Annotated in this window: 14 protein-coding genes; 9 read left to right on the top strand and 5 right to left on the bottom strand. The window is 48.7% G+C overall.

The genetic code is table 11. The features are described from left to right. Positions 1 to 194: 194 nt before the first annotated feature. Positions 195 to 1,148, bottom strand: coding sequence for a methylenetetrahydrofolate reductase [NAD(P)H] (gene metF, locus HHL17_RS02495; protein ID WP_169223213.1), 954 nt, complete (start codon positions 1,146 to 1,148; stop codon positions 195 to 197). A gap of 171 nt (positions 1,149 to 1,319) precedes the next feature. Between metF and lptB the strand changes: the two genes are divergently transcribed. The 3 genes from lptB to fabG are packed head-to-tail and all read left to right on the top strand — an operon-like array spanning position 1,320 to position 4,401. Beyond that, positions 1,320 to 2,081 (top strand): LPS export ABC transporter ATP-binding protein, encoded by a 762-nt coding sequence (lptB, locus tag HHL17_RS02490; protein ID WP_169223212.1) that lies wholly within the window; start codon positions 1,320 to 1,322, stop codon positions 2,079 to 2,081. Between the two features lie 23 nt (positions 2,082 to 2,104). Continuing rightward, a complete protein-coding gene (locus tag HHL17_RS02485) occupies positions 2,105 to 3,634 on the top strand; it encodes a GH3 auxin-responsive promoter family protein (protein ID WP_169223211.1) in 1,530 nt (509 codons plus the stop codon). Between the two features lie 17 nt (positions 3,635 to 3,651). Continuing rightward, positions 3,652 to 4,401, top strand: a complete 750-nt coding sequence (gene fabG / locus HHL17_RS02480; protein WP_169223210.1) for a 3-oxoacyl-[acyl-carrier-protein] reductase — start codon at positions 3,652 to 3,654, stop codon at positions 4,399 to 4,401. A 63-nt stretch (positions 4,402 to 4,464) separates the two neighbouring features. Here the strand turns inward: fabG and HHL17_RS02475 are convergent, their stop codons facing one another. Beyond that, entirely contained in the window at positions 4,465 to 5,922 is a 1,458-nt protein-coding gene (locus HHL17_RS02475; RefSeq protein ID WP_169223209.1) for a SusD/RagB family nutrient-binding outer membrane lipoprotein, read from the bottom strand. A 30-nt stretch (positions 5,923 to 5,952) separates the two neighbouring features. After that, the gene (locus tag HHL17_RS02470; protein ID WP_169223208.1) at positions 5,953 to 9,150 is read right to left on the bottom strand and encodes a SusC/RagA family TonB-linked outer membrane protein; all 3,198 of its coding nucleotides are present in this window, start codon (positions 9,148 to 9,150) and stop codon (positions 5,953 to 5,955) included. A gap of 370 nt (positions 9,151 to 9,520) precedes the next feature. Here HHL17_RS02470 and HHL17_RS02465 point away from each other — a divergent pair, with 370 nt between their 5' ends. From HHL17_RS02465 to HHL17_RS02445, 5 genes are all read left to right on the top strand, one after another. Continuing rightward, positions 9,521 to 10,081, top strand: coding sequence for an RNA polymerase sigma-70 factor (locus HHL17_RS02465; protein ID WP_169223207.1), 561 nt, complete (start codon positions 9,521 to 9,523; stop codon positions 10,079 to 10,081). 71 nt (positions 10,082 to 10,152) lie between these two features. Then, a complete protein-coding gene (locus HHL17_RS02460; protein ID WP_169223206.1) occupies positions 10,153 to 11,247 on the top strand; it encodes a FecR family protein in 1,095 nt (364 codons plus the stop codon). Positions 11,248 to 11,616: 369 nt separating this feature from the next. Beyond that, on the top strand, positions 11,617 to 14,661 hold the full coding sequence (locus HHL17_RS02455; protein WP_169223205.1) for a TonB-dependent receptor: 3,045 nt from the start codon (positions 11,617 to 11,619) through the stop codon (positions 14,659 to 14,661). Between the two features lie 24 nt (positions 14,662 to 14,685). Beyond that, positions 14,686 to 16,170 carry a RagB/SusD family nutrient uptake outer membrane protein gene (locus HHL17_RS02450; RefSeq protein ID WP_169223204.1) on the top strand — a complete coding sequence of 495 codons (1,485 nt, stop codon included), beginning with the start codon at positions 14,686 to 14,688 and terminating at the stop codon, positions 16,168 to 16,170. Positions 16,171 to 16,294: 124 nt separating this feature from the next. Next, positions 16,295 to 19,315, top strand: a complete 3,021-nt coding sequence (locus tag HHL17_RS02445) for a glycoside hydrolase domain-containing protein (RefSeq protein WP_240975072.1) — start codon at positions 16,295 to 16,297, stop codon at positions 19,313 to 19,315. Positions 19,316 to 19,386: 71 nt separating this feature from the next. Here the strand turns inward: HHL17_RS02445 and HHL17_RS02440 are convergent, their stop codons facing one another. Then, entirely contained in the window at positions 19,387 to 20,280 is an 894-nt protein-coding gene (locus HHL17_RS02440; protein WP_169223203.1) for an SMP-30/gluconolactonase/LRE family protein, read from the bottom strand. A 138-nt stretch (positions 20,281 to 20,418) separates the two neighbouring features. On the opposite strand from HHL17_RS02440, the gene HHL17_RS02435 reads away from it, so the two are divergent. Next, positions 20,419 to 21,471, top strand: coding sequence for a nucleoid-associated protein (locus HHL17_RS02435; RefSeq protein WP_169223202.1), 1,053 nt, complete (start codon positions 20,419 to 20,421; stop codon positions 21,469 to 21,471). Positions 21,472 to 21,657: 186 nt separating this feature from the next. Here HHL17_RS02435 and HHL17_RS02430 read toward each other — a convergent pair whose 3' ends face one another. Continuing rightward, entirely contained in the window at positions 21,658 to 23,154 is a 1,497-nt protein-coding gene (locus tag HHL17_RS02430; protein ID WP_169223201.1) for a PSP1 domain-containing protein, read from the bottom strand. Between the last annotated feature and the right edge of the window lie 31 nt (positions 23,155 to 23,185).

Genomic DNA, 23,185 nt, shown 5'->3' with positions numbered 1-23,185 from the left:
ACGTGCGTCTTTTTTACAGAAAGTTGCTTCCCTCAGGGGTTGCGATGATCATTGGACAGTTAATTTAAATGTGTGACAGTTATAGGGATATGCCACTACGTCTCTACGTAATGGCATTATAATATGAAAGAAAAGCAAAAAAGGGAAAGACTTTCGTCATTCCCTTTTCTTTTTTTATACAAAAGCGGTTAATGTTATACGATGGCTTCCACAGCTTTGCGCACCACCTGTGGTTTACCGAGGGTATAATAATGGAGGACCGGTACGCCAAAGGCTTTTAGTTCTTTGGATTGCTGGATCAGCCATTCGGTGCCTACCTGTTCCACTTCCTTATCGGTTTTGCAGCGCATAATTTCGCTGGACAGCTCCGTGGGAAGGTCTACATGGAAAATCCTGGGAAGGATGTTCATCTGCTTTTTGGAGGTCAGTGGCTTCAGGCCCGGGATAATCGGTACCGTGATACCCATTTCGCGGCACTTGGCCACAAAATCGAAGAATTTCTGGTTGTCGAAGAACATCTGGGTAACGATGTAATCCGCTCCCATTTCCACTTTCCGTTTGAGGTAGCTCATGTCGGTCTGCATATTGGGTGCTTCGAAGTGTTTTTCCGGATAGCCGGCCACCCCGATGCAGAAATTGGTCTTTACACCACCCTGCAGGTCATCTTCCAGGTACACGCCGTTGTTCATATGCACCACCTGGTCCAGCAGTTCGCTGGCATAGCTGTGGCCGTGAGGGTCTGGTTCAAAAAACGTTTCGTTTTTGGGAGCATCTCCTCTGAGTACCAATACGTTATCAATACCCAGAAACGCAAGGTCAATCAGTGCGTTCTCCGTTTCTTCCCGGCTAAAGCCGCCACAGATCAGGTGAGGGACTGCATCCACCGTATAGTGGTTCATAATGGCGGCGCAGATACCTACCGTACCGGGACGTTTGCGGATTTCCACCTTTTCGAACGCGCCATCGGCCTTCTTTTTGAACATATGCTCACTGCGATGGTAGGTTACATTGATATAGGCTGGCTTGAAATCCATCAACGGGTCCAGGTGGTCGTAGATAGATTCAATGCTCTTTCCTTTCAGCGGGGGAAGGATTTCGAAAGATATCAGTGTATCCTTCGCCTGGGCAATATGTTCTGTTACTTTCATGTGTTATGGAATTTGTGGAATAATGGCTGTTTGGGTAAACCTTATTCCGACTGAAAATTTACGGGGGCAAAAATAACATATCCCCTCATCAATCTGGTATGATTTTTCATCTTGGGTCAACTATGACTAGGCCAAGTGAATGAATTGATTAATTTTGCTAAGTTTGATCATATGGCATTAAGAATACATACGGACCAGCTGGTAAAGCGCTATGGCGCCCGGACGGTGGTAAACCACGTGTCTGTGGAGGTGTCCCAAGGGGAGATTGTAGGGCTGCTGGGCCCTAACGGAGCGGGTAAAACCACCTCCTTTTACATGGTAGTAGGGCTTATTAAGCCGGATGAAGGTAATGTTTACCTCGATGAGGTGAATATCACCAAACTGCCCATGTACAAAAGGGCTAAAATGGGTATTGGCTATCTGCCGCAAGAAGCGTCTGTGTTCCGCAAACTCAGTGTGGAAGACAATATCGCTGCTGTGTTGGAGATGACCGACCTGAAAAAGGCCGAGCAGAAAGAAAAGCTGGAATCGCTCCTGAGCGAATTCCGCCTGACGCACGTCCGCAAAAGCCCGGGAGATGTACTGAGCGGGGGAGAACGCCGCCGTACTGAAATCGCCCGTGCACTGGCGGTAGACCCCAAATTCATCCTGCTGGATGAACCTTTTGCCGGTATCGACCCTATAGCCGTGGAAGATATCCAGTCTATTGTAGCTAAACTGAAATACAAGAATATCGGTATCCTGATTACAGACCACAACGTACAGGAAACATTATCCATTACTGACAGGGCTTATTTATTGTTTGAAGGGAAAATCCTGAAATCTGGGTCGGCAGAAGAACTGGCTGAAGATGAACAGGTGAGAAAAGTGTATCTTGGCCAGAATTTCGTTCTTCGGAGGAAGAATTACCTGGACGAAGCAGCTAAACAATAAAAACACGCTACAGCATCCTATATATGAAGATTTTAAGTCCTGCCATATCACAACTCGCACGTTTGCGCATGGGGCGCATCGCCTATTTTATGCAATATCCCGTGCAAGTACAACAGCAGGTATTCCAAAACCTTATTAGTGCCGCTCAATACACGGAGTTCGGCAAACAACACGGCTTTTCAAAGATTTATAAGATAGAGGAATATAAAGAAAGGGTACCGGTACACACGTACGATACCATCAAACCCTATATCCAGCGCACCATGGAAGGCCAACAGAACGTACTGTGGAATACACCTATCAAATGGTTCGCTAAATCCAGCGGCACTACCGCTGATAAAAGCAAGTTTATCCCCGTAACAGTTGAAAGCCTGGACGAATGTCATTACCGTTCCGGCCGCGATGTTATTTCCCTTTATTACAATAATTTTCCTGACTCCGACGTATTTACCGGAAAATCGCTGATCATCGGCGGTAGCCACCAGGTCAATAAACTGTCGGAAGACAGCGACTCCTACTGCGGTGACCTCAGCGCGGTGATGTTGCAGAACATGCCTTTTTATGGTAACATGATCCGCACGCCCGACCTGGAAATCGCCCTGATGGACGAATGGGAAGAAAAAATAGAACGCATGGCCAATGCAGTGATTCACGAAAACGTGACCTCCATTGCCGGCGTACCTACCTGGACCATCGTACTGATTAAAAGAATATTTGAGCTCACCGGCAAAGATAACCTGGCAGACGTATGGCCTAACCTTGAACTGTATATGCATGGCGGCGTAAGCTTTACCCCTTACCGCGATCAGTTTGCGAAACTGATCCGCAATCCGCTGATGCACTATCAGGAAACCTATAACGCTTCGGAAGGCTTCTTTGCTGCCCAGGACGTGATCGGTGAAGAAGGACTGCTGCTGTTCCTTAACCATGGCATCTTCTATGAGTTTATGCCAATGGAGGAACTGGGCAAAGAAAATCCACGTACCCTGCAACTGCAGGAAGTGGAAACCGGAAAAAATTACGCCCTTGTTATTAGTACCAATGGCGGATTATGGCGTTATCTGGTAGGAGACACCATACAGTTTACTTCCCTGCTGCCTTACCGCATCAAGGTGAGTGGACGTACCAAATCTTTCATCAATGCTTTCGGTGAAGAAGTGATCGTGGAAAATGCCGATATGGCTATCGCTAAAGCCAGCGAAGCTACTGGCGCCGTTGTGAATGATTATACCGCAGCACCTGTATATTTCAGCGACCAGGGCAATGGCGGACACGAATGGCTCATTGAGTTTGAAGTGGCGCCCACAGATGTGAACACCTTTGTGTCTGTACTGGACAATACCCTGAAATCCATTAACTCAGACTACGAAGCCAAAAGGCATAAGGACATCGCCCTGCGCCCGCCGGTAGTACATGTACTGCCAAAAGGCACTTTCTGCGAATTCCTGAAGAGCAAAGGCAAACTGGGTGGTCAGCATAAAGTGCCCCGCCTGAACAACGACCGTAACTACCTCGAAGAAATTCTGAAGTTTGCGGCAACCATGAACACTTAAAACCTATCAACTATAACATGAAATTACTGGAGAACAAAGTAGCGATTGTAACTGGCGCCAGCCGTGGTATTGGAGAAGCGATAGCTTTGAAATTTGCAGAACAGGGAGCCAACGTGGCTTTTACTTATGTAAGTTCTGACGAAAAAGCGAAAATTCTGGAAGAGAAACTCCGGGCGCTGGGAGTACAGGCGAAAGCGTATAAATCAAACGCCGGTGTTTACGAAGAGACAGAAGTGTTGGTAACAGAAGTGCTGAAAGAATTCGGAAAAATTGATATCTGCGTGAACAACGCCGGTATCTCCAAAGATAACCTCCTGTTGCGTATGAGCCCGGACCAGTGGGACGATGTGATGAATATCAACCTGAAAAGCGTGTACAACATGACCAAACAGGTGATCCGTCCGATGATGAAAGCCAAATCCGGCAGCATCATCAACATGAGCTCTGTAATTGGCATCATGGGTAACGCCGGTCAAAGCAGCTACGCCGCTTCCAAAGCCGGTATCATCGGATTCACCAAATCCATTGCACAGGAACTGGGCAGCCGTAACATCCGTTGCAACGCGGTGGCTCCGGGTTTTGTCGAAACAGATATGACCAGCTACCTGAAAGAAGGTGAACAGGCCACCAGCTACATTCAGCAAATTCCGCTGGCCCGTTTCGGCACACCGGATGATATTGCCAATGTATGCCTCTTCCTGGCTTCTGATATGAGCAGCTATGTTACTGGTCAAACGATCAGCGCCTGCGGCGGCTTATGCATGTAATTTTTTACTACAGATAAAAAAAAACGCGGGTGTTTATCACCCGCGTTTTTTTATTGATGGTGGTTATTTTTCCCACCAAACTTTGACATTGATCTTATCACCTCCCATCTGCTCTACTACCTTCAGGTAATTATCAGTGTTATACACCTTAACAGAGGTCGGATAAAATAACCTGTTAGGCATCTTCCTGTCATTATACATGAAAGTAGTGGTAGGCAATACGGGCAGGCCGGTACGGCGATGCTCAAACCACTGCTGGTAATCGGTGAAGAAAAGCGCAAAATACTTTTGCAGCATAATGCGGTCCAGCGTACCGTCATATTTGGTGCTCTCCAGCGTGAAGTAATTGTCCGGCATCACACCTCCCCACATCTCAATAGCAGCTTTAACGCCTTTTTTATAGTGATCTTCCGCTGTGGCGGCAGGGATAATGTTCCGCTGCGCCAGTTCTGCCTGGATCAGCTCCACTTCTGCATAGCTAAGTATGGGCGCAATCATCGGTGCAATCACCAGCCGCTGCAGCAACCCGGAAGGGCTGTAGTTTACGCTGGTAGGAGATTCCATATAGTTCACCGGTAAACCTTTATACCCTATGTTTTTGTTGTTCTTATCTTTTGCCTGACCGGCAAACAACGCTAAGCGCGGGTCTTTGAAGTTATTCAGGTTGTTGGTAAAGAAGTCGAAATACACGCGGCCGGTGGTGAAATCCTGTGGTCTGCTCCAGGGTGAAATATTGGGCGTAGTACCGGTGATGGCCAGTACGGCGGCTTCAGCATTGCTCTGAAATATCGGATACTTCGTTGCGTCCTGTAACATTGCGGCCATAATGTCTGCATTGCCGGGCAGCTTTTTCATCGTGCGCAGCAAGAGGCGGAGGCGGAGGGAGTTGGTGAACTTTCTCCATTTGGTCAGGTCATTGTTGAAAAGGATATCGGCAGCATACATGGTGGTAGTACCGGTATTATACAATGTGTTGGCCCTTTCCAGGTCTGCCAGGATGGTTTTGTAAACGTCTTCCTGCTTGTCGAATGTAGGGAAGAATGTTCCCTGTTCGCCATTCAGCGCGTTGTTCATCGGGACATCACCGAAACAGTCTGTCAGCATGGAATAAAACCAGGCTTTCAGGGTGAGGGATATCGCGAGGTAGTTGTTGTTGTTCAGTTTGATGGCAGACAATTCCATTTCGCGTGTATTGGCAAGACACTGGTAATAAGTGTTCCAGATACCATTACCAACATCTTCACGGAAATCGTACAGATACGTTTGGTCTTCGACAGATTCATTTGGATATCCGCCGGCAACCTGCATCAGTTCAAAAGTGAATGAACGGCTACGGCTCATACCGTAGGAAGCACCATTGTAAATGGTGGGATTCAGCAAAGTGCCGGGCGTGATGGATTCCAGGCGGTTAGGATCTTTATTGGTCTCCACAAAGTCCTTGGTACAACTGCCCAGTAACGCAGTTGCCAGTACAGCGGCATATATGATTTTAAAGCGGTTGCTTAAGTTCAGAGATATCATGGTTATGCTGATTTCAGTAACAGAGATCGATTATAATTTTACTTTCAGGTTGAAGCCAAAAGTAGATGGTGTCGGCATCTGGCCTACTTCCACACCGGTGAGGATACCTGTTCCGCTGGCTTGTGTGGCCACTTCCGGATCATAGATCGGGAAATCGGAGATAGTAGCCAGGTTACGTCCGTATATAGCGAGGCTCAGGTTCTGTATTTTGGTGCGGTTAAACCATGTTTTCGGGAAGTTATATTCCAGTGACACTTCACGCAGTTTAATGAAAGAGGCGTCAAAGGAATTGGCTTCGGTGTTGTTCAAACGATAGTACTGAGCATAATAGTCGGCCGGTCTTACTTTTACCGTGTTAGGGCTGAAAGAACCATCTGCATTCTGTACTACGCCATCGCCTGTGATCCATCCTTCTTCTCTGCCTTTCAGGGTGTGTCTCAGCTTACCCTGTTCTGTCATTTTGTGATGGGAGTGGGAGTACAGGGTACCGCCCAGTTGTCCGTCGATAGTAGTGCTCAGTCTGAAGCCTTTGTACATCACGCTGTTGGCCCAGCCGGCTCTCCATTCCGGGTTGGTGTCGCCGACGTACTCGGTGACCTGTGTTACGCTGGGGATACCGTTAACATAGATGATCTGGCTGTCCGGGGCACGCTGGAACTTAAGACCGTAAAGTGCGGAAGCTGTTTGTCCTTCTACGGCAGTCAGGGTAGCACTGGAAGAACTCATGATGCCCAGTTTGCCGCCGAGACGAGGATCGAGGCTCAGCACCTTACTACGTGTAGCCGCCCAGGTGATAGTGGTGTTCCAGGTGAAGTTTTTGTTGGTCACCGGAGTGGCACTTAAGATCAGTTCCAGGCCCTGGTTGCGGACTTCACCTGAATTCAGCAGCGCGGAGGCAAAGCCGGTGGATCTTTCCAACGGAACGGAAAGGATCTGGTTTTTAGTGCGGGTACGGTATACGGACGCATCGAGTTTCAGGCGGTTCTTCAGGAAAGCCACTTCGATACCCGTTTCCAGGCTGGTGGATATCTCCGGCTTGAATTCCAGGTTATACAACTCTGAAGGTGCTTCAGCGGAGCTGGGGAAGCTGCTGCGGCCATAGTATTTGGCTGTTCTGCCCGGCTCGGTGTCGTTACCTACCTGGGCAAGTGACAGGCGGTATTTCAGATAACTGATAGATTTAGGCAGTTGCACCATTTCACTGATGATCATGCTCAGGTTGGCAGACGGGTAGAAGAAAGACCAGTTGGCTTCCGGCAGTGTGCTGGACCAGTCGTTTCTACCTGTCAGGTCCAGGAAGATCATGTCCTTGTAACCCAGGTTGACGAGGCCATACAGGCTGTTTACTTTTTTCCTGGAGTCATAAGTGGCTACGAGCGGGTTGCTGATACCGTTAGTCATTTTGTAAACGCCGGGTACCACCAGTCCGATCAGGGTATTGTCTGTACGGTCGTAGCGGCTGCTCATGGCGTTACCACCGGCGGATGCGGTCAGGGTGAATTTGTCCTGCATCCATGCATTCTTGTAAGACAGGAGGAAGTCGGTATTGATTTCCTGCGTGTATACGGTTTGTTTAGTGTAGAAACCTTGTCCGTAGCGGTTGGTGTCATATGGACGGCGCTGGTCCCTGTTCTGGTGGTTGGTGTTGATACCACCGCGTAACATCAGGGTAAGCTTGGGCGCCAGCTGAACGTCGGCTTTCAGGTTACCGGTGATGGCGTTGCCGCGTAAGCCGTTGGTGATTTCTTCCGCAATAACGAACGGGTTGTCGATAAATGAGCTGTAAGGGCGTATCATGCTGATGCCTTCTGCTCCTGGTTTCCATTTTGCCCGGTACCAGTCGAGGTCTACGTTGGGGTTCTGGAAAATCATGAAGTAGCCGATGGAGTGGTTGTTGTACCCCAGGCCTGGCAGGTTGTCGCTGGATTTATTGGTATAGTTCACCGCAGTTGACAGCCTGATGCTGTTAGACACTTTGTATCCTGCATTCACGGCAGCGGTTATACGCTCAAATCCGGTGGTAGGCATGATCCACTTGTTGGACGAATGGGTAACAGAAGCGCGGATAGAACCGTCCTGGCCGGAGTTTTCGAGCGACAGGGTATTGGTAACAGTACGGCCCGTCTGCCAGAAGGATTTACGGTTGTCCTTATAAGGTTGCCACAGTGTTCTCTCTGCGCCAGTGCCCATTTTAACAGGGTCATACTGGAAATAGTATTGTCCGTCGAATTTAGGACCGAAGGCACTGCTGCTGCCGCCGGTGCTGCGACCATCTTCGGTGGCGCCGTAGGAGTAATACAGTTCACCTTTGGTGTTGTAGTTCGTTTTACCGTCGCCCTGGCCGTATTCATATTGCCAGTCGGGCCAACGGGTGATCACATCAAAGCTGGTGTTGTTGTTGAAAGAGATGCCCAGTCCTCTCTTGGCTTTAGCGCCGGATTTGGTGGTGATCAATACAGCGCCGTTGGCAGCGCGGCTGCCATACAATGCTGTTGCACCGGGGCCTTTCAGGATGCTCACACTTTCGATGTCATCAGGGTTGATGTCGGAGATGCCGTTACCGAAATCGACAGGAACATCGATAGAGGCATCGCCGCCCATGTAGCTGTTGGATGCGCCGGAAGTGGTGAGGCCACCGTTTACAGGTACTCCGTCTACTACTACCAGTGCAGCGTTACCATTGGAGGTAAGGGAGTTGGTGCCACGGAGTCTTATCTCCTGTGAGTTAAGCGGGCCGCCGAGAGAGGCGATGCTTAATCCGGCTACTTTACCACGCAGTGCGTCAGACCAGTTGTTGGGCCTGGAGTCTGTCATGGATTCGTCGTTGAGGGTTTGTTGTGCATAACCCAATGCTTTCTCTGCTCTTTTGATACCAAGAGCGGTCACCACTACCTCGTTGAGCTTGCCGGTAGTTGTTTTCATACGCACCTGCAGATTGAGTGCTTCGCCGTTGAGCACCAGCTGCTGCTTTTCATAACCCATCATGGTGATGTAAAGCTGTGCGCCGGGAGTAAGGGACTTAATGTCGAAGGAGCCGTTTACGTCGGTGATGGCTAAGAGCTTGCCGCCAGCCATGATAGCCGCGCCCGGAATGGGCTCACCTTTGTCGAAAGACTCTACGCGTCCTTTCACATGGACGGGTTGTTGGGCATACAGGTGGCCCGAGAGCAACAGTACAGTAGCAAGGCCCAGTGGTCGCTTCAGATACTTTGTAAATTTTTTCTTCATGCTTTGACTGGTTTTAAAAAAAATTAAACTGCAAAGCAATAGCACCACTGTTATGGGCACATTAATAAATGTTTACAAAACCGTTAAGTTGTTGAAGATCATCTTCATATAAATTTAACCAGCGGCATGGTGAAATTTTGATGACGATTACAGGTAAGGCAACGGGAAGCATTGTTATTTTTTTTACACATCTCTGTGTTATTTCCAACAATTTGTCAAATCCCCCTGGACTTGTCGTATCTTTTCATGAGCGTATAACATATATTTGTTTGCCACGGATGAGCAATGAAGTGAACAATGACGTGAACAGTGGAGTGACCGTACAAGTAGCACTACAGCCAGTATAACAGCGTGCCAGGATCTGAATATTTTGGAATCGAGTTTACATATCAATCAACATAAACAACAGTTACCGGCTTTTGAAGGACTCTTCAAAACATACTATGCTGCGCTCTGTACTTTTGCTTTTGATTTTGTAAACCGTCATGAACTGGCGGAAGAGATTGTGCAGGACACGTTCCTCAAAGTCTGGGAACGGTATGATGACCTGGACATACAGGTATCGGTAAAAGCATACCTGTACAGGGCTGTCCAGAATAATTGTCTTAACTACATTAAGCAGGACCGTATCAGGGCCCGCTATGGTCATGAGCTGTTACAACAGCTGGAATCCCGTATTACCTTAATGAATATGCCTGCTGCACCCACACCGGCAGAGAGGCTGGAGAATGCAGAGCTGGAACATATTGCAGAAAAAGCGATCCGGAAACTACCGCCACAATGCCAGGATGTATTCCGGCTAAGCCGCTTTGAACAGTTGAGTTATCCCGAAATCTCCCGCCAGCTGGGTATTTCCGTGAACACCGTGAAAACACAAATGACCCGTGCATTACAGCGTTTGCGGGACGAGCTGTTGCCGCTGCTGAAATAATACTGAAATTTTTTTTTCTTGTCTGTCACCCTATGGGGACAAAAAAATTGTCTTACTACTTGTTTAAAAATATGCAGCCTAACTATTCACCTGGGCAGATGGATGATCTGATAGCGCGATTCATGTCTGGTAATATTACTCCGGAAGACCAGCAGGAGCTGGAAAAATGGATAGATGCCAGCCCGGAGAACCGCGAATATTTTATACAGCTGAGGGATGCCTGGATGGCTACCGCAGCAACCGGTCCTTATAATACCGAAGCGGCCTGGGAGGAAATGCGGCTGGTCAACGCACCGGTGTCTGTAAAAAGATGGAAGCAGGTGCTGAAAATGGCCGCCTCCTATACGTTGCCATTCGTTTTGGGTGGTGGCGTGGTGTTTTCCTGGCTCTCGCTTAAAAAAGGGCAAGGGGATCAGGGCATGGTAACCGTGACCAGCCCGAAAGGAGCGACCACCAAAATAGAACTGTCTGACGGTACAGAAGTATGGCTCAATGCCGGCAGCAAGCTGGAATATGCCTCTTCTTTCAATACCGCCGGCAGGGAAGTGAAGCTGGAAGGAGAAGCGTTTTTTAAGGTCCATACAGATTCCCGGAAACCATTTACGGTGGGGGCTTCCGACCTGAAGATACTGGCACTGGGCACTTCGTTTAACGTAAAGGCTTATCCGGAAGACAAAGGCGTGGTGACCACCCTCGTGGATGGAGCCGTTCGGATCGATGGCAGCAGCACGGCCAATCCGTTTAAAATCATGCTAAAACCACATCAGCATGTGGTTTATAAACAAACAGCAGGGCAACAGCCCGCCGCCGGTAAAAGCAGTAGCAGTCACACCGCCGTCCCGGCGCCGGTGGAAACAAAAGAAGTGAGCAATACTGACATATACACGGCCTGGAAAGACGGTAGCTGGATCGTAACAGGTCAGACATTGGAAGAACTGGCTGTCACCATGGAGCGCAGATTTAATGTAAATGTTGACTTCAAAGAAGAAGAATTGAAAAACTACCGGTTCAGTGGGACTTTCCGCCAGGAGACACTGGAACAGGTGCTAAACATCCTTAAGCTGACAGCTCCCCTGGACTACAGGATAGAGGAGGGAACAGTGACCATCAGCGTGGACAAAGTATTGAAAGAAAAATATGCCAACGCACTGCGGAACGGTAAATAACCACGAGGCAGGCCAACAGAACAACAATTATTGAACCTGTAAAAACCAATGAATGAACAGTAAGAACAACTGAAAAAAATTGGGGTAATGCGACTTACCCCAATCCAACGAAAATCACTTAGTGTGCAGTAGCCTTTGCGACGGGCGTTCTGCCGTAATTCATCGTTTAACTAAAATCTATACAAGTTTATGAAATCCACTCTAAACTTGGCGGCATTTCTTTGCCCCAGGCGAAAATTATTCCTAATGATGAGAATGACGGGATTGCTAATTTTCGGAAGTATTCTACAAGCATCTGCCACCATTTCCGCACAAGACCGAATTAGCGAACTACACGCAGAAAACAAGAGCGTCCGTGAAGTTTTCAAAATGATTGAAAACACCAGTAACTACCGCTTTTTTTACAACGAAAACTTCGCAGACCTGGACAAGGCAGTGTCCATTGACGTGAAAAACAAAAAGCTCAATGATGTGCTTGGCCAGCTGTTCTCCAGCGCCAATGTTACCTATCGCGTATTGGAAAACAACCTGGTGGTGATCACCCCGGTGAATAACCAGCAGATGAAAATTACCGGCCGTGTAACCGACGCCGGCACACATGAGCCGCTGCCTGGTGTTACCATCGCGATAGAAGGTACCTCAGCAGGCGCCGTAACCGATGCCAGTGGCCACTTTTCCGTACAGGTGCCCTCCGGTAATGCCACATTGGTATTCTCCTTCGTGGGGTATGTACAACAGAAAGTGCCGGTAAATAACCGCACAGAGATCAATGTAAAGCTGGATGCAGACACCAAAAAGCTGGAAGAAGTGGTGGTGATGGGTTATACCACCACTACCGTGAAAAACCTTACCGGTGCGGCACAATCCGTAGGTGGCGCCAAACTGAAAGATGTTCAGGCCACCAGCGTGGATAAAATGCTGCAGGGTAAAATCAGTGGTGTGTTCGTAGGCAACAGCTCCGGCGATCCCGCTGCTACCCCTACCATCCGTATCAGGGGCAACGGTACCCTTACTGCCGGCAACGCTCCATTGGTGGTGGTTGACGGTATCATTGGCGGCCTGCCTAACCCCAGCGACATTGAAACGGTAACAGTCCTGAAAGACGCTGCCGCTACCACCCTGTACGGCGCCCGTGCTGCCAACGGTGTAATGGTCATCACTACCAAACGCGGGAAGGCTGGTAAAACACAGGTGAACTTCCGCACCAACGTTGGTACCGCACAACTCAATACCGGACATTTCCATCTCATGAACGGAACACAGCTTTATGACCTGCAAACAGCTGCCGGCAGAAAACTGGACCCTTCCATCCGGGATATCAACACCAACTGGCAGAAACTGGCCTTCCAGAACGCCTCTAACCAGAACTATGAACTGTCTGCCCGCGGTGGTAACGAAAAAACCAAGTTCTATCTGGGCGGTAACTACTACAAAGAAGATGGTATCCTCAAAGGTACCGGTGTAGAGCGCTTCAGCGCCCGCCTCAACCTTGATCATAATATCACCGAAAAACTCCGCGTGAGCGCCAATTTCGCAGCTGTACAGCAGCGTGACCAGGACAACTCCGGTGGATCATTATACCAGTACTACACCAACCTGCCATGGGACAAACCCTATGATGGGCAAGGCAACCCGATCAACCCGATCAATACAGACGTGTGGTACGGCCGTGATATGACCAACTTCCTCTACGATCAACAGTATAACTACGATAAACATACCAGGCAATCCCTCGAAGGCTTGCTGAAACTGGAGTACGACATTACCAAATGGTTGTCCTTCAGCACTACCAACCGGGCGCAATACTATCACGACCGCAATGAAAGCAATGGCGACGTAAGAACTTCCGCCGGCGCCGATGACCGTGGTAACCTGTACAACTACTATCTGGACACTACGGTGTATATCAGCTCCAACCTGCTGAAGGCCCGTTACACCGTCAACAAGGTGCACAATATCGACGGACTGGTAGGTGCGGAGTTCCAGCAGATCAACTGGGGTAACATCAATGCCAAAGGAAAAGGTATCCTGGCCGGGAAAGATGTACTGGGCGCCACTTCTTCGCCTATGTCTATCGGCGGTACCAAAATTGACCGCGTGTTCAATTCTTATTTTATTCAGGCCAACTATAATTACAACTACAAATATTACTTTACCTCTTCCTTCAGAAGAGATGGTTCTTCCAAGTTCGGCGCCAACCAACAGTATGGTAACTTCTATGCTTTTGGCGTGTCATGGGCTGCCTCTGAAGAGAACTTCATCAAATCCATCAAAGCGATTACCAACCTGAAAGTGCGGGCCAGCTATGGTACCACCGGTAATGCTGAAATCGGTGACTATGCGGCTATCGGCGCCTACGCCATCAATACCCAGTATAACGGTTTCCCCGGTGCATATCCCAGCATTTACAATGTACCCAGCCTCTCCTGGGAAAAAGCATACAATACCAACATCGGGTTTGATCTGGGACTGTTCAACCGGATCAACCTCAGTGTGGACCTGTATCAGAAAGACAACAAAGACCTGTTATTTAACGTGCCGTTGCCCGGAACCGCTGGCTACAACTACATTTCACAGAACGTGGGTGGCGTACGTAACAAGGGCATTGAAATCAACCTGAGCACAGATAACCTGGTTGGTGAGTTTAAATGGAGCACTGACTTCAACATCGGCTTCAACAAAAACTCCGTGCGTGATCTCTACGGTGGCAAAAACTACATCATCGATCCGTTGAGCAGCAGCTTTATCCTGCAAAAAGGCCAGGACATGCGCAGCTTCTATATGCGCAAATGGGCTGGTGTAGACCCGAACAATGGCAACCCCACCTGGGAAAAAGTTACCACCGATGCTGACGGTAAGAAAACAGTTACCACTACCAGCAATTACAACGATGCCACCCTTCAGATCGTAGGTTCTGCAACACCTAAATTCTTTGGTGGTATGCGCAACGTATGGTCCTATAAAAACTTCCAGCTTTCTGCCTTCCTGGCCTTTGTTTCCGGTAATGACGTGTACAACAGCACCCGTGAACTGATGGACAACGATGGTGCTTACTATACGTACAACCTGATGCAGCTTGATAAAGGCTGGAACCGCTGGCAGAATCCCGGTGATAACGCTACCCACCCTAAATATGTGATCGGCGGGAATAAGAACGCACATAAACCCTCTTCCCGTTTCCTGGAAGACGGCAGCTACCTGCGTCTGAGAAACGTGAACTTGAGCTACTCACTTCCCAAACAATGGCTGGACCGTGTGAAGGTGAATAATGTACGTGTATCCGTGGGCGGTGACAACCTGTGGACCCTTACCAAGTTTTCCGGCATTGATCCGGAAGTAGACGACCGTGGTATCAACGGGACTAAATATCCCTTCAGTACCAAGTGGTTTGCCGGACTTGAAATCAATTTTTAACAGGGTGCAAAAAAAGATATTATCATGAAGCAGATAACTAAATATATTGCAGGGCTTTCACTGGTGGCTTTTACTGCCTCCTGTTCGCTCAATAAAGAACCATACAGCGCTATACCGGACGACGGTGTACTGAAAGATGAAACCAAATGGCCTGCCGCTACCGCGGGCAATTATGCCTTGCTCAAAGAGGAAAACTTCACCCGCAACTACTTCCAGATGGGAGAGTTTCCCAGCGATGACGTAGCGTTGAGCGGCGCCACTACCGACCCGCTGTTTTATTCTTACACTTACGGCCATCTTACCAATCAGGGCAATACCGGCCAGATGTGGCGTATGGGATATAAAGCGGTTAATGGTTGTAACAGGCTGCTGGAGGTAATGCCGGAGGGCAAGTCACCAGCCGTAAATCAACTGATCGGTGAAAATCTGTTCATCCGCGCATTTGTTCACTTTGCGCTGGTACGCTCTTTCGGCCGGCCATATAGCCAAAGCCCGGAAACCAATTTAGGTGTTCCCGTTGTTACCAAATACGATATAACGGCGATGCCTAAACGGAATACGGTGAAAGAAGTATATGCCCAGCTGGTGGCTGATCTTTCCCGCGCCAAAGCGTTGATGAACAATGAGAATACCAACAGTTATGCTACGAAAAATGCCGCTATGGCACTGTTGGCAAGAACATACCTCTATATGGGCCGTAACGATTCAGCAGCTATATATGCTGACTCCGTGATTACCAAGGGAGGCTACAAATTGCTTGCTACTGCGGAGCTGCCCCGTTACTTCACGAAGAGCAATGAGAACAATGATGAGACCATCTTCGCCATCCATCATACACTGCAAGACGATCGGACCTGGAGTTCCATCGGTTCCATGTATTATATGTCGCCGGGTGGTATGGGATATGGTGAGATGTATGCGTCAGAAGCCTACCGTAAGCTGCTGGACAAATATCCGGAAGATGTACGGCATGCCTTTGTTCAGCCGGTATACCTGAAAGCAAAGTCTGGACAGGATTCTGTTGATGCCAACGGGAAAAAGGTGATGGCAAAACGCAACAACGTAGAAAAATGGTATATCCTGAAGTATTCTAATCAGGATAACGTACCAACCCTGAGTTCCCCGGTAGTAATGCGGCTGGCGGAAATGTACCTGATCCGCGCGGAAGCCAATGCCAAGATGGGCAAAACCCAGGAGGTGCTGGATGATGTGAACCTCCTCCGTACCCGCGCGGGTCTGAGCGGCAACGCCCTGTTCTCCGCCACCAACATGCTGGGATATACCTCCGTACTGGATGTGGTGCTGGACGAGCGCCGTCTGGAACTGGCATTCGAAACACATCGCGTGTTCGATCTGTTCCGCAACAACAAGAATGTTTTCCGCGATTATCCCGGTGTACAGCCGGAGCATCCGCAAACCATCAAATACACCGATGCGAGGGTGGTACACTTCATTCCTGAATCGGAAATCCTGCTGGACCCTAACCTGGTACAGAACCCGATACAATAACCGACAGCCGGAAAGCCCCGCACCACGGGGCTTTCCCATTTATATAATTATCCATGAAAATAACCACCATCCTGCGTAAATTCAACCCCGCAGTGACCATATGAAAAAAGTAAAATAATCATTGATGTATCAACCTAAACACCATGACCGCCTCGTGCGGAAAGGCATGATGCTGGCAGGTTTCACCTTTGCCTTCCTCGGCGCCGCCAACGCCCAGCAGGTAAAGTATACCGCCGGCAACAATAACTGGGATGCCGATTCTCTCGGTAATCACCGGGCAGTAGTGACTTTCAACGGTACAGCCGGGCCTGCCCGCGTCGTTATTCCATGGCGCCGCCGTGACGAGCACCCGGAACTAAAACGTATCATCGTGCAGGACGCGCAGACCAAACTACCGGTCAGCAATGTATTTCCCGTGTCTGTCAACCGCGAGCAGGGCGACATCGTCTTTGATCCGGTGTCCGGCAAAGGAACCTATTACATCTATTATCTCCCTTATAAAAACGAAGGAAGGGCCAACTACCCTAAAGGCGTATACCTGTCAGCGGAACTCGCCGGCAGCAGCAGCTGGGCGAAAAACATCGCTGTTCCGCCCAAACCTAATACCACGGTAAAAGAGCTGGAGGCCATCGATACCTTCAATACTTTTTATCCGATGGAAGTGATAGCCACAGCCGCTGAAATGAAACAGCTGCTGCTGAGGCATCCCGGCGCCGGCTACCTCGTATTTCCCGAAGACCGCGCTTTCCCCATCCGGATGACCCGCGACCTGCCGCAACGCTGGATACAGCAGGGACCTTCACAGTCCTTTGCCGGTCAGGCCGACAAAGGGGAGTACTATTCCTTCCAGCTGGGAATCTATGCGTTGCATTCGTTGAAGCAACTGCAAATCAACTTCAACGACCTTAAAACAGCGGATGGAAAAACTATTCCGGCATCGCAGCTGCATTGCATCAATACACACGGAACTACTTATGACGCACAGCCTTTTACGGCTACAGTCAATGTTCCGGAAGGCGCCATACAAGCCATTTGGTGTGGTATCGACGTGCCGGCTGATGCCGCTCCGGGCGTATATAAAGGCGTGGTCACCGTTCACCCGGAAGGCATGCCTGCCATGCCGGTAAGGCTAACGCTCACCGTGACGGGCAAAACGGCGGTCAACAGCGGGTTTAACGAACCATGGAAACAAACCCGGCTGAAGTGGCTCAACTCTATGCTGGCACAGGATAATGCTGTTATCGCTCCTTACACGCCACTGGAGATGAAAGACAGTGTCATCAGCCTGCTGGGGCGTAAGGTGGGCATCCATAAAGATGGTTTCCCGGCACAGATACAGACTTTCTTCACCCCTGAAATGACATCCCTGTCCAATCAGGCTAAGAACATCTTTACAGAACCGGTACACTTCCACTTCATCGCGGCAGCAGACGGTAAAGACCTGAAATGGAAAAATAATGGCTGGCAGATCACCAGCCGCGAAGCCGGCAAAATCAGCTGGAAAGCTACCAATACCACCACTGGCCTGCAAATGGACGTACAGGCAGCACTCGAATTCGATGGCTACATGGACTATACCGTGAAAGTGACCGCACTGGAAGATGTGGCGCTGAAAGATATCACGCTTCATCTGCCTTTCGAAAAGGGAGCGGCTAAATACATGATGGGCCTCAATCAGAAAGGTGGCCTCCGCCCGGAAAAAATCGACTGGAAGTGGGACGTGCAACATAAAAACCAGGACGGCGCCTGGCTCGGCGATGTCAACGCAGGCCTGCAGTTTACACTTCGCGATGAGCACTACGTAAGACCGCTTAATACTAATTTTTATCTCCAGAAACCTTTACTGTTGCCCGTTTCATGGGGTAATGGTGATAAAGGCGGTATCACTGTCGGGGAGAAGGGAAAAGCGATCCTGGTAAACGCGTATAGTGGTGAGCGTATGTTGCATAAGGGGGATACGCTGTATTTTAATTTCCATCTGATCATTACACCGTTCCATCCCATCAATACCGACTTCCAGTGGAGCACCCGTTTCTATCATAAATACAACAGCCTGGACAGCATCAAAGCTACCGGCGCCACGGTGGTCAATATCCACCATGGCAATGATATCAATCCATGGATCAACTATCCGTTCATTGAATGGAAGAAGATGAAGGATTATATTGATGCCGCCCATCAGAAAGGACTGAAGGTAAAAATATATAACACGGTGCGCGAATTGTCCAACCATGCCTGGGAAACCTTCCCGCTGCGCAGTTTGGGCCATGAAGTGTATAGCCCTGGCAAAGGCGGCGGCTTCTCCTGGCTGCAGGAACACGTCGACAGTGATTATATCGCGGCGTGGTTTGTGCCGGAGTTCAAGGATGCTGCTATTATCAACAGTGGTATGAACCGCTGGCACAACTACTATGTGGAAGGCATGAACTGGCTGGTGCAAAATGTGGGCATCGACGGTATCTACCTGGATGATGTGGCCTTCGACCGGGTGACGATGAAGCGTATTAAAAGAGTGCTCACGAAAGACGGACACCCGGGTCTTATTGACCTGCACTCCGCCAATCAGTATAATAAATCTGATGGTTTCATCAACAGCGGCATGCTCTACATGGAACATTTCCCTTATCTGAACAGGCTTTGGTTTGGTGAGTACTTTGATTATGAAAACAACAGTCCTGATTTCTTCCTCACAGAAGTGAGTGGCATTCCTTTTGGCCTCATGGGCGAAATGTTGCAGGATGGCGGTAATCCGTGGAGGGGCATGGTTTACGGCATGACCAGCCGCATGCCATGGTCTGATAATGCAGATCCACGGCCTATCTGGAAAGTATGGGATGATTTCGGGATGCAGGGCACTAAAATGATTGGGTATTGGGTAGATAATAATCCGGTTAAAACCAATAATCCACAGGTGCCGGCAACTATTTACAAGAAAGATGGTGCAGTATTGATATCCCTCGCCAGCTGGGCAAAAGAAGATACTACGGTGAAGTTGAATATCGACTGGAAAGCATTGGGCATAGATCCTGCGAAGGCAGTGATAACTGCGCCGGCTGTACGTAATTTCCAGGAGGGGCGCACGTTTGCGAAAGACGCGCAGATACCGGTCGCTAAAAACAAAGGCTGGTTGCTGATTATCCGTTAAACAAGCATATGTTATCAAAAGGACAGGCCCATTGACGAATGTCAATGGGCCTGTCCTTTTGATTGTTGATATTAATAACGTTTCCCGGGAATATTTGTGCGGAAAGTCTCCACGCACTTGCGGTCCTGAAGGGTAACATATACTGTTTTACCGTCTTTATCGCCAAAGATAAGGTTGCTGCAGTTTTTGCCTTTGAGGGGAACTTCGCGGATAAGTTCACCTTTGGGAGTGAATATGGCGATCACGCCTTTGCCCCAGCGGGCAATGTACAGGTTGCCGGCTTTGTCGCATTTCATGCCATCAAGGCCGAAGTCAGGGAAAGAGGTGAAAAGTGTTTTGTTGGAGACGTTGCCGTTTTTGTCCACATCATATTTCCAGACTTTGCGCTGTATACTTTCGTTGACGTAAAGTGTTTTTTCATCCGGGCTCAGTTCAATGCCATTCGTGGTGCCCATGCCCGTTTCCAGCAGTACTGCTTTACGGTTAGGGTCTATGCGCCAGATCTGGCCGCCATTAGAGGCCCAGGCAGGATCTGAAGCGAAGATCTGATCTTTTTTATTGATGCAGAGGTCATTGGGCTGGTTGAACTGGCTGGAATGCACGTATGCACTGATTTTACGGGTTTTCATGTCTATCCGTAGCACGTTGTGTCCTTTGAAGTCGGGGAGAAACATATCTCCTTTGCTGTTGAAATTGACACTATTGCCTACGCTGCTGTCGGGGAGGCTCACAAATATTTCCCCTGCGCCTGTTTTGGTGTTGATCTTGCCTACAGTGCCGTCCCTTTGGAAGTTGACCACATAGAAATTACCGGCTTTATCGAAGTTGGGCCCTTCGATGTTAACAGAGAACATGTTTTCGGCGGTAAGGTCCCGGGCCTGGTAGAGTGGGCGGTCTGCATGTTGGGCTAACGTGGAAAGGCCATGGCAGGCCATCAGCGCCATCAGAGAGAGGTGTCTTTTCATGAGCTAGAATATTTGGAGGGTTAAGTTACTCAAGAATTACCGATTTTTTAACGAAGGTATATAGGGAAGGAGAGGGGGGAATCGGGGGTAGGCGGGCCAACGAACGGGACTGTCAACTTATTTCTTAATTTTGCGCCCATGATTCATGTTTCGGAATTCAAAGACCTTGCTCAGCTTACGATTCATAAGGTAGGCAATTCAGCTAATGAGGAGCCGCTTCTTTTTTCAAAAGCGCCGTTGAAGCTGGAAGATGAGACGATTGCCCAGCTGCTGTGCACCTATTTTATACAGCCGTTTGCGAATTCAGCGGAATTTTTTCGCTTTTATCATGAGGCAGATTTACAATTGAATGAAATATTTCAATATTGTCGCCGTATATTTACTGACGAGAATGAATTTCAAGAGCAATCTGTTAATATAGCCAAACATCTATATAAACATTCCACCCATCCCAAAGTGAAAGGGGGAGAGCTTTATATAGCGTACTTTAGCAAATGTCAGGTGGATGGTGAAGAAGTTGCGGCCATAGGCATATTTAAATCGGAAAACCGGGATACCTATCTGAAAGTGTTTTTGTCTGATGAGAACTATCAGGTGGACTATGAAGATGGTATCAATATAAATAAACTTGACAAAGGTTGTCTGATCTTTAATACAGAAGAGGATAATGGCTTTAAGGTCAGTATAGTTGACAGTATAAGCAAACAAACAGAAGCAGTTTATTGGAAAGACGCGTTTTTACAGGTGCAGCGCCGTGAAGACAGCTACCATCAGACAGAAACTGCTGTGAATATGTGTAAACAGTTTATTCACAACAAGCTGCCAACCGAATATGAGATGGACCGTGTAGATCAGGTAGATTTATTAAATAAATCAGCTGCATATTTTAAGGAGAAAGAACAGTTTCAGCTGGAAGATTTTGCACAGGAGGTATTAGGCCATCCGGACGCGATTGCATCTTTTAAGGAATTCAGGAATGAGTACCAGCAAACTTATCAACAGGAGATCCCTGATGAATTTGACATTTCGGCCCCGGCAGTAAAAAAACAACAAAAGGTTTTTAAGAGCATACTGAAACTGGACCGCAATTTCCATGTGTATATTCATGGTAACCGCGAGATGATTGAGCGTGGATATGATGAAGCCACAAACCTGCACTACTATAAGCTGATGTTTGAAAACGAGTCGTAAGCGAAGTAGGCCACAGGTAGCCGTGTTGTTGAATTGGTGAGGAGAGATAATCAAAGTATTTATTAAGTTTTTCTCATAAGCAAAAACCAATTGTTAACAAAGGCTGCCTCATCTGGGCGGCCTTTTAGTTTTATATATCTACTTAATTAAGCAAAAAAGACAACCATTATGGTTGTCTTTTTCGTTTTATCCTTTGTTGTTATTATCCGGTTTCGGCCTGGGTTTATGCCTTGGGGGGCGACGGTCCTGTTTCGGTTGTCCGCCTTGTCCCTGTTGGTTTCCCTGGTTTTGGGGCGGCTTTTGTTGCCCCTGTCCCTGTTCCTGCCGTGGTTGTTGTTCCCGGCCTTGTCTGGGTTGTCCGCCCTGCTGCTGGCCTTGTCCCTGGCGTTGTTGATTACCACCGCTGCCGCGTGTTTCCTGTTTGTTCTTACGGTCAGGATGATGGCGTTCGTGGCGTTCATGGCGCTGTTGGGCAGATTTTTGTTCCTGTTTCGGCTCGTTTTTAGGTTGTCCGCCCTGCTTCTGCTGTTGTTCACCAGCTTTCTGCTGTTTCTGACGGTCTTTATCCTTTTGCTTACGTTTCTGGACCGTTTTTTCCAGCGATTTGAGGCTGATCTGACCTACCACGTCAGCGAAACCGAGGTCGGTTTCTTTTGGTTTGGCAGTCACCACTTCCACCGCTTTCAGCTCTTCAGGTTTCACACCCTGACGGTTAAGCTGACGGATTTCTTTTACCCTTGTGATCGTGAGCGGGTATTGTTTGTTGCTGCCTTCGTAGGAATACCACATGAGGCTTTTGAAGATGTCCCTTTTCTGCAGATTGGCAACGCCGCCTGCAGTTTCGATGGTATCAGCATCTTCGGGGAATTCCTTCAGTGCGTCGAGGTAAGTGTCCAGCTCGTAGTTGAGGCAGCATTTCAGGCGGCCGCATTGTCCGGACAGTTTAGCCTGATTGATAGACAGGTTCTGATACCGGGCAGCAGTGGTGTTGACGCTTTTGAAGTCAGACAACCAGGTGGAGCAGCAGAGCTCGCGTCCGCAACTACCGATACCGCCTACTTTCCCGGCTTCCTGGCGGGCGCCTATCTGGCGCATTTCCACCTTGGCGCGGAACTCAGAGGCGTATACCTTGATCAGTTCACGGAAATCGACACGGTCATCTGCGGTATAGAAGAAAGTGGCTTTACGGCCATCGGCCTGTATTTCTACTTCAGCCAGTTTCATTTCGAGGCCCAGGTTACGGGCGATAGCCCGTGATTTTATCAGGGCATCTTTTTCGCGGGCCTTGTTATCGGCCATCCTTTGCAGGTCGTCGTTACTGGAACGACGTAATACTTTTTTGATCTCGGGGGTGTCTTCAGCACGTCTTTTCTTCATTTGAAGTTTTACCAGTTCGCCCGTGAGGCTCACTGTACCAACATCGAAACCGCTGACACCTTCTACAGTTACCATCTCTCCTTTGTCAAGGAGCTGCCTGGTAACATTGCGGAAGAAGTCCTTACGGCTTCCATTGTTGAAACTAACTTCTATAATATCGAATGGTGCTAAGCTATCGCCAAGCGGAATATTGGACAGCCAGTCAAATACATTCAGTCGGTTACAACCTCCCGTACTGCATCCTCCATTACTCTTACATCCTGACGGCTTACCTTCCACACCCGTACCACATCCGGCACAAGCCATATTAGTAAATAGTTTAAATTTTATAAATAAG

Source organism: Chitinophaga fulva, from assembly GCF_012927205.1.
Lineage (GTDB): Bacteria > Bacteroidota > Bacteroidia > Chitinophagales > Chitinophagaceae > Chitinophaga > Chitinophaga fulva.
Note: the sequence above shows the minus strand (reverse complement) of the source record. Positions and strands in the feature narration are given on the sequence as shown.

Bases quoted from the DNA above. Each gene is read 5' to 3' on its own strand.
- HHL17_RS02460 (WP_169223206.1), top strand. From the start codon at position 10,153: ATGCAGCCTAACTATTCACCTGGGCAGATGGATGATCTGATAGCGCGA.
- metF (WP_169223213.1), bottom strand. From the start codon at position 1,148: ATGAAAGTAACAGAACATATTGCCCAGGCGAAGGATACACTGATATCT.
- lptB (WP_169223212.1), top strand. From the start codon at position 1,320: ATGGCATTAAGAATACATACGGACCAGCTGGTAAAGCGCTATGGCGCC.
- fabG (WP_169223210.1), top strand. From the start codon at position 3,652: ATGAAATTACTGGAGAACAAAGTAGCGATTGTAACTGGCGCCAGCCGT.
- HHL17_RS02440 (WP_169223203.1), bottom strand. From the start codon at position 20,280: ATGAAAAGACACCTCTCTCTGATGGCGCTGATGGCCTGCCATGGCCTT.
- HHL17_RS02485 (WP_169223211.1), top strand. From the start codon at position 2,105: ATGAAGATTTTAAGTCCTGCCATATCACAACTCGCACGTTTGCGCATG.
- HHL17_RS02455 (WP_169223205.1), top strand. From the start codon at position 11,617: ATGATTGAAAACACCAGTAACTACCGCTTTTTTTACAACGAAAACTTC.
- HHL17_RS02435 (WP_169223202.1), top strand. From the start codon at position 20,419: ATGATTCATGTTTCGGAATTCAAAGACCTTGCTCAGCTTACGATTCAT.
- HHL17_RS02470 (WP_169223208.1), bottom strand. From the start codon at position 9,150: ATGAAGAAAAAATTTACAAAGTATCTGAAGCGACCACTGGGCCTTGCT.
- HHL17_RS02430 (WP_169223201.1), bottom strand. From the start codon at position 23,154: ATGGCTTGTGCCGGATGTGGTACGGGTGTGGAAGGTAAGCCGTCAGGA.
- HHL17_RS02450 (WP_169223204.1), top strand. From the start codon at position 14,686: ATGAAGCAGATAACTAAATATATTGCAGGGCTTTCACTGGTGGCTTTT.
- HHL17_RS02445 (WP_240975072.1), top strand. From the start codon at position 16,295: ATGTATCAACCTAAACACCATGACCGCCTCGTGCGGAAAGGCATGATG.
- HHL17_RS02475 (WP_169223209.1), bottom strand. From the start codon at position 5,922: ATGATATCTCTGAACTTAAGCAACCGCTTTAAAATCATATATGCCGCT.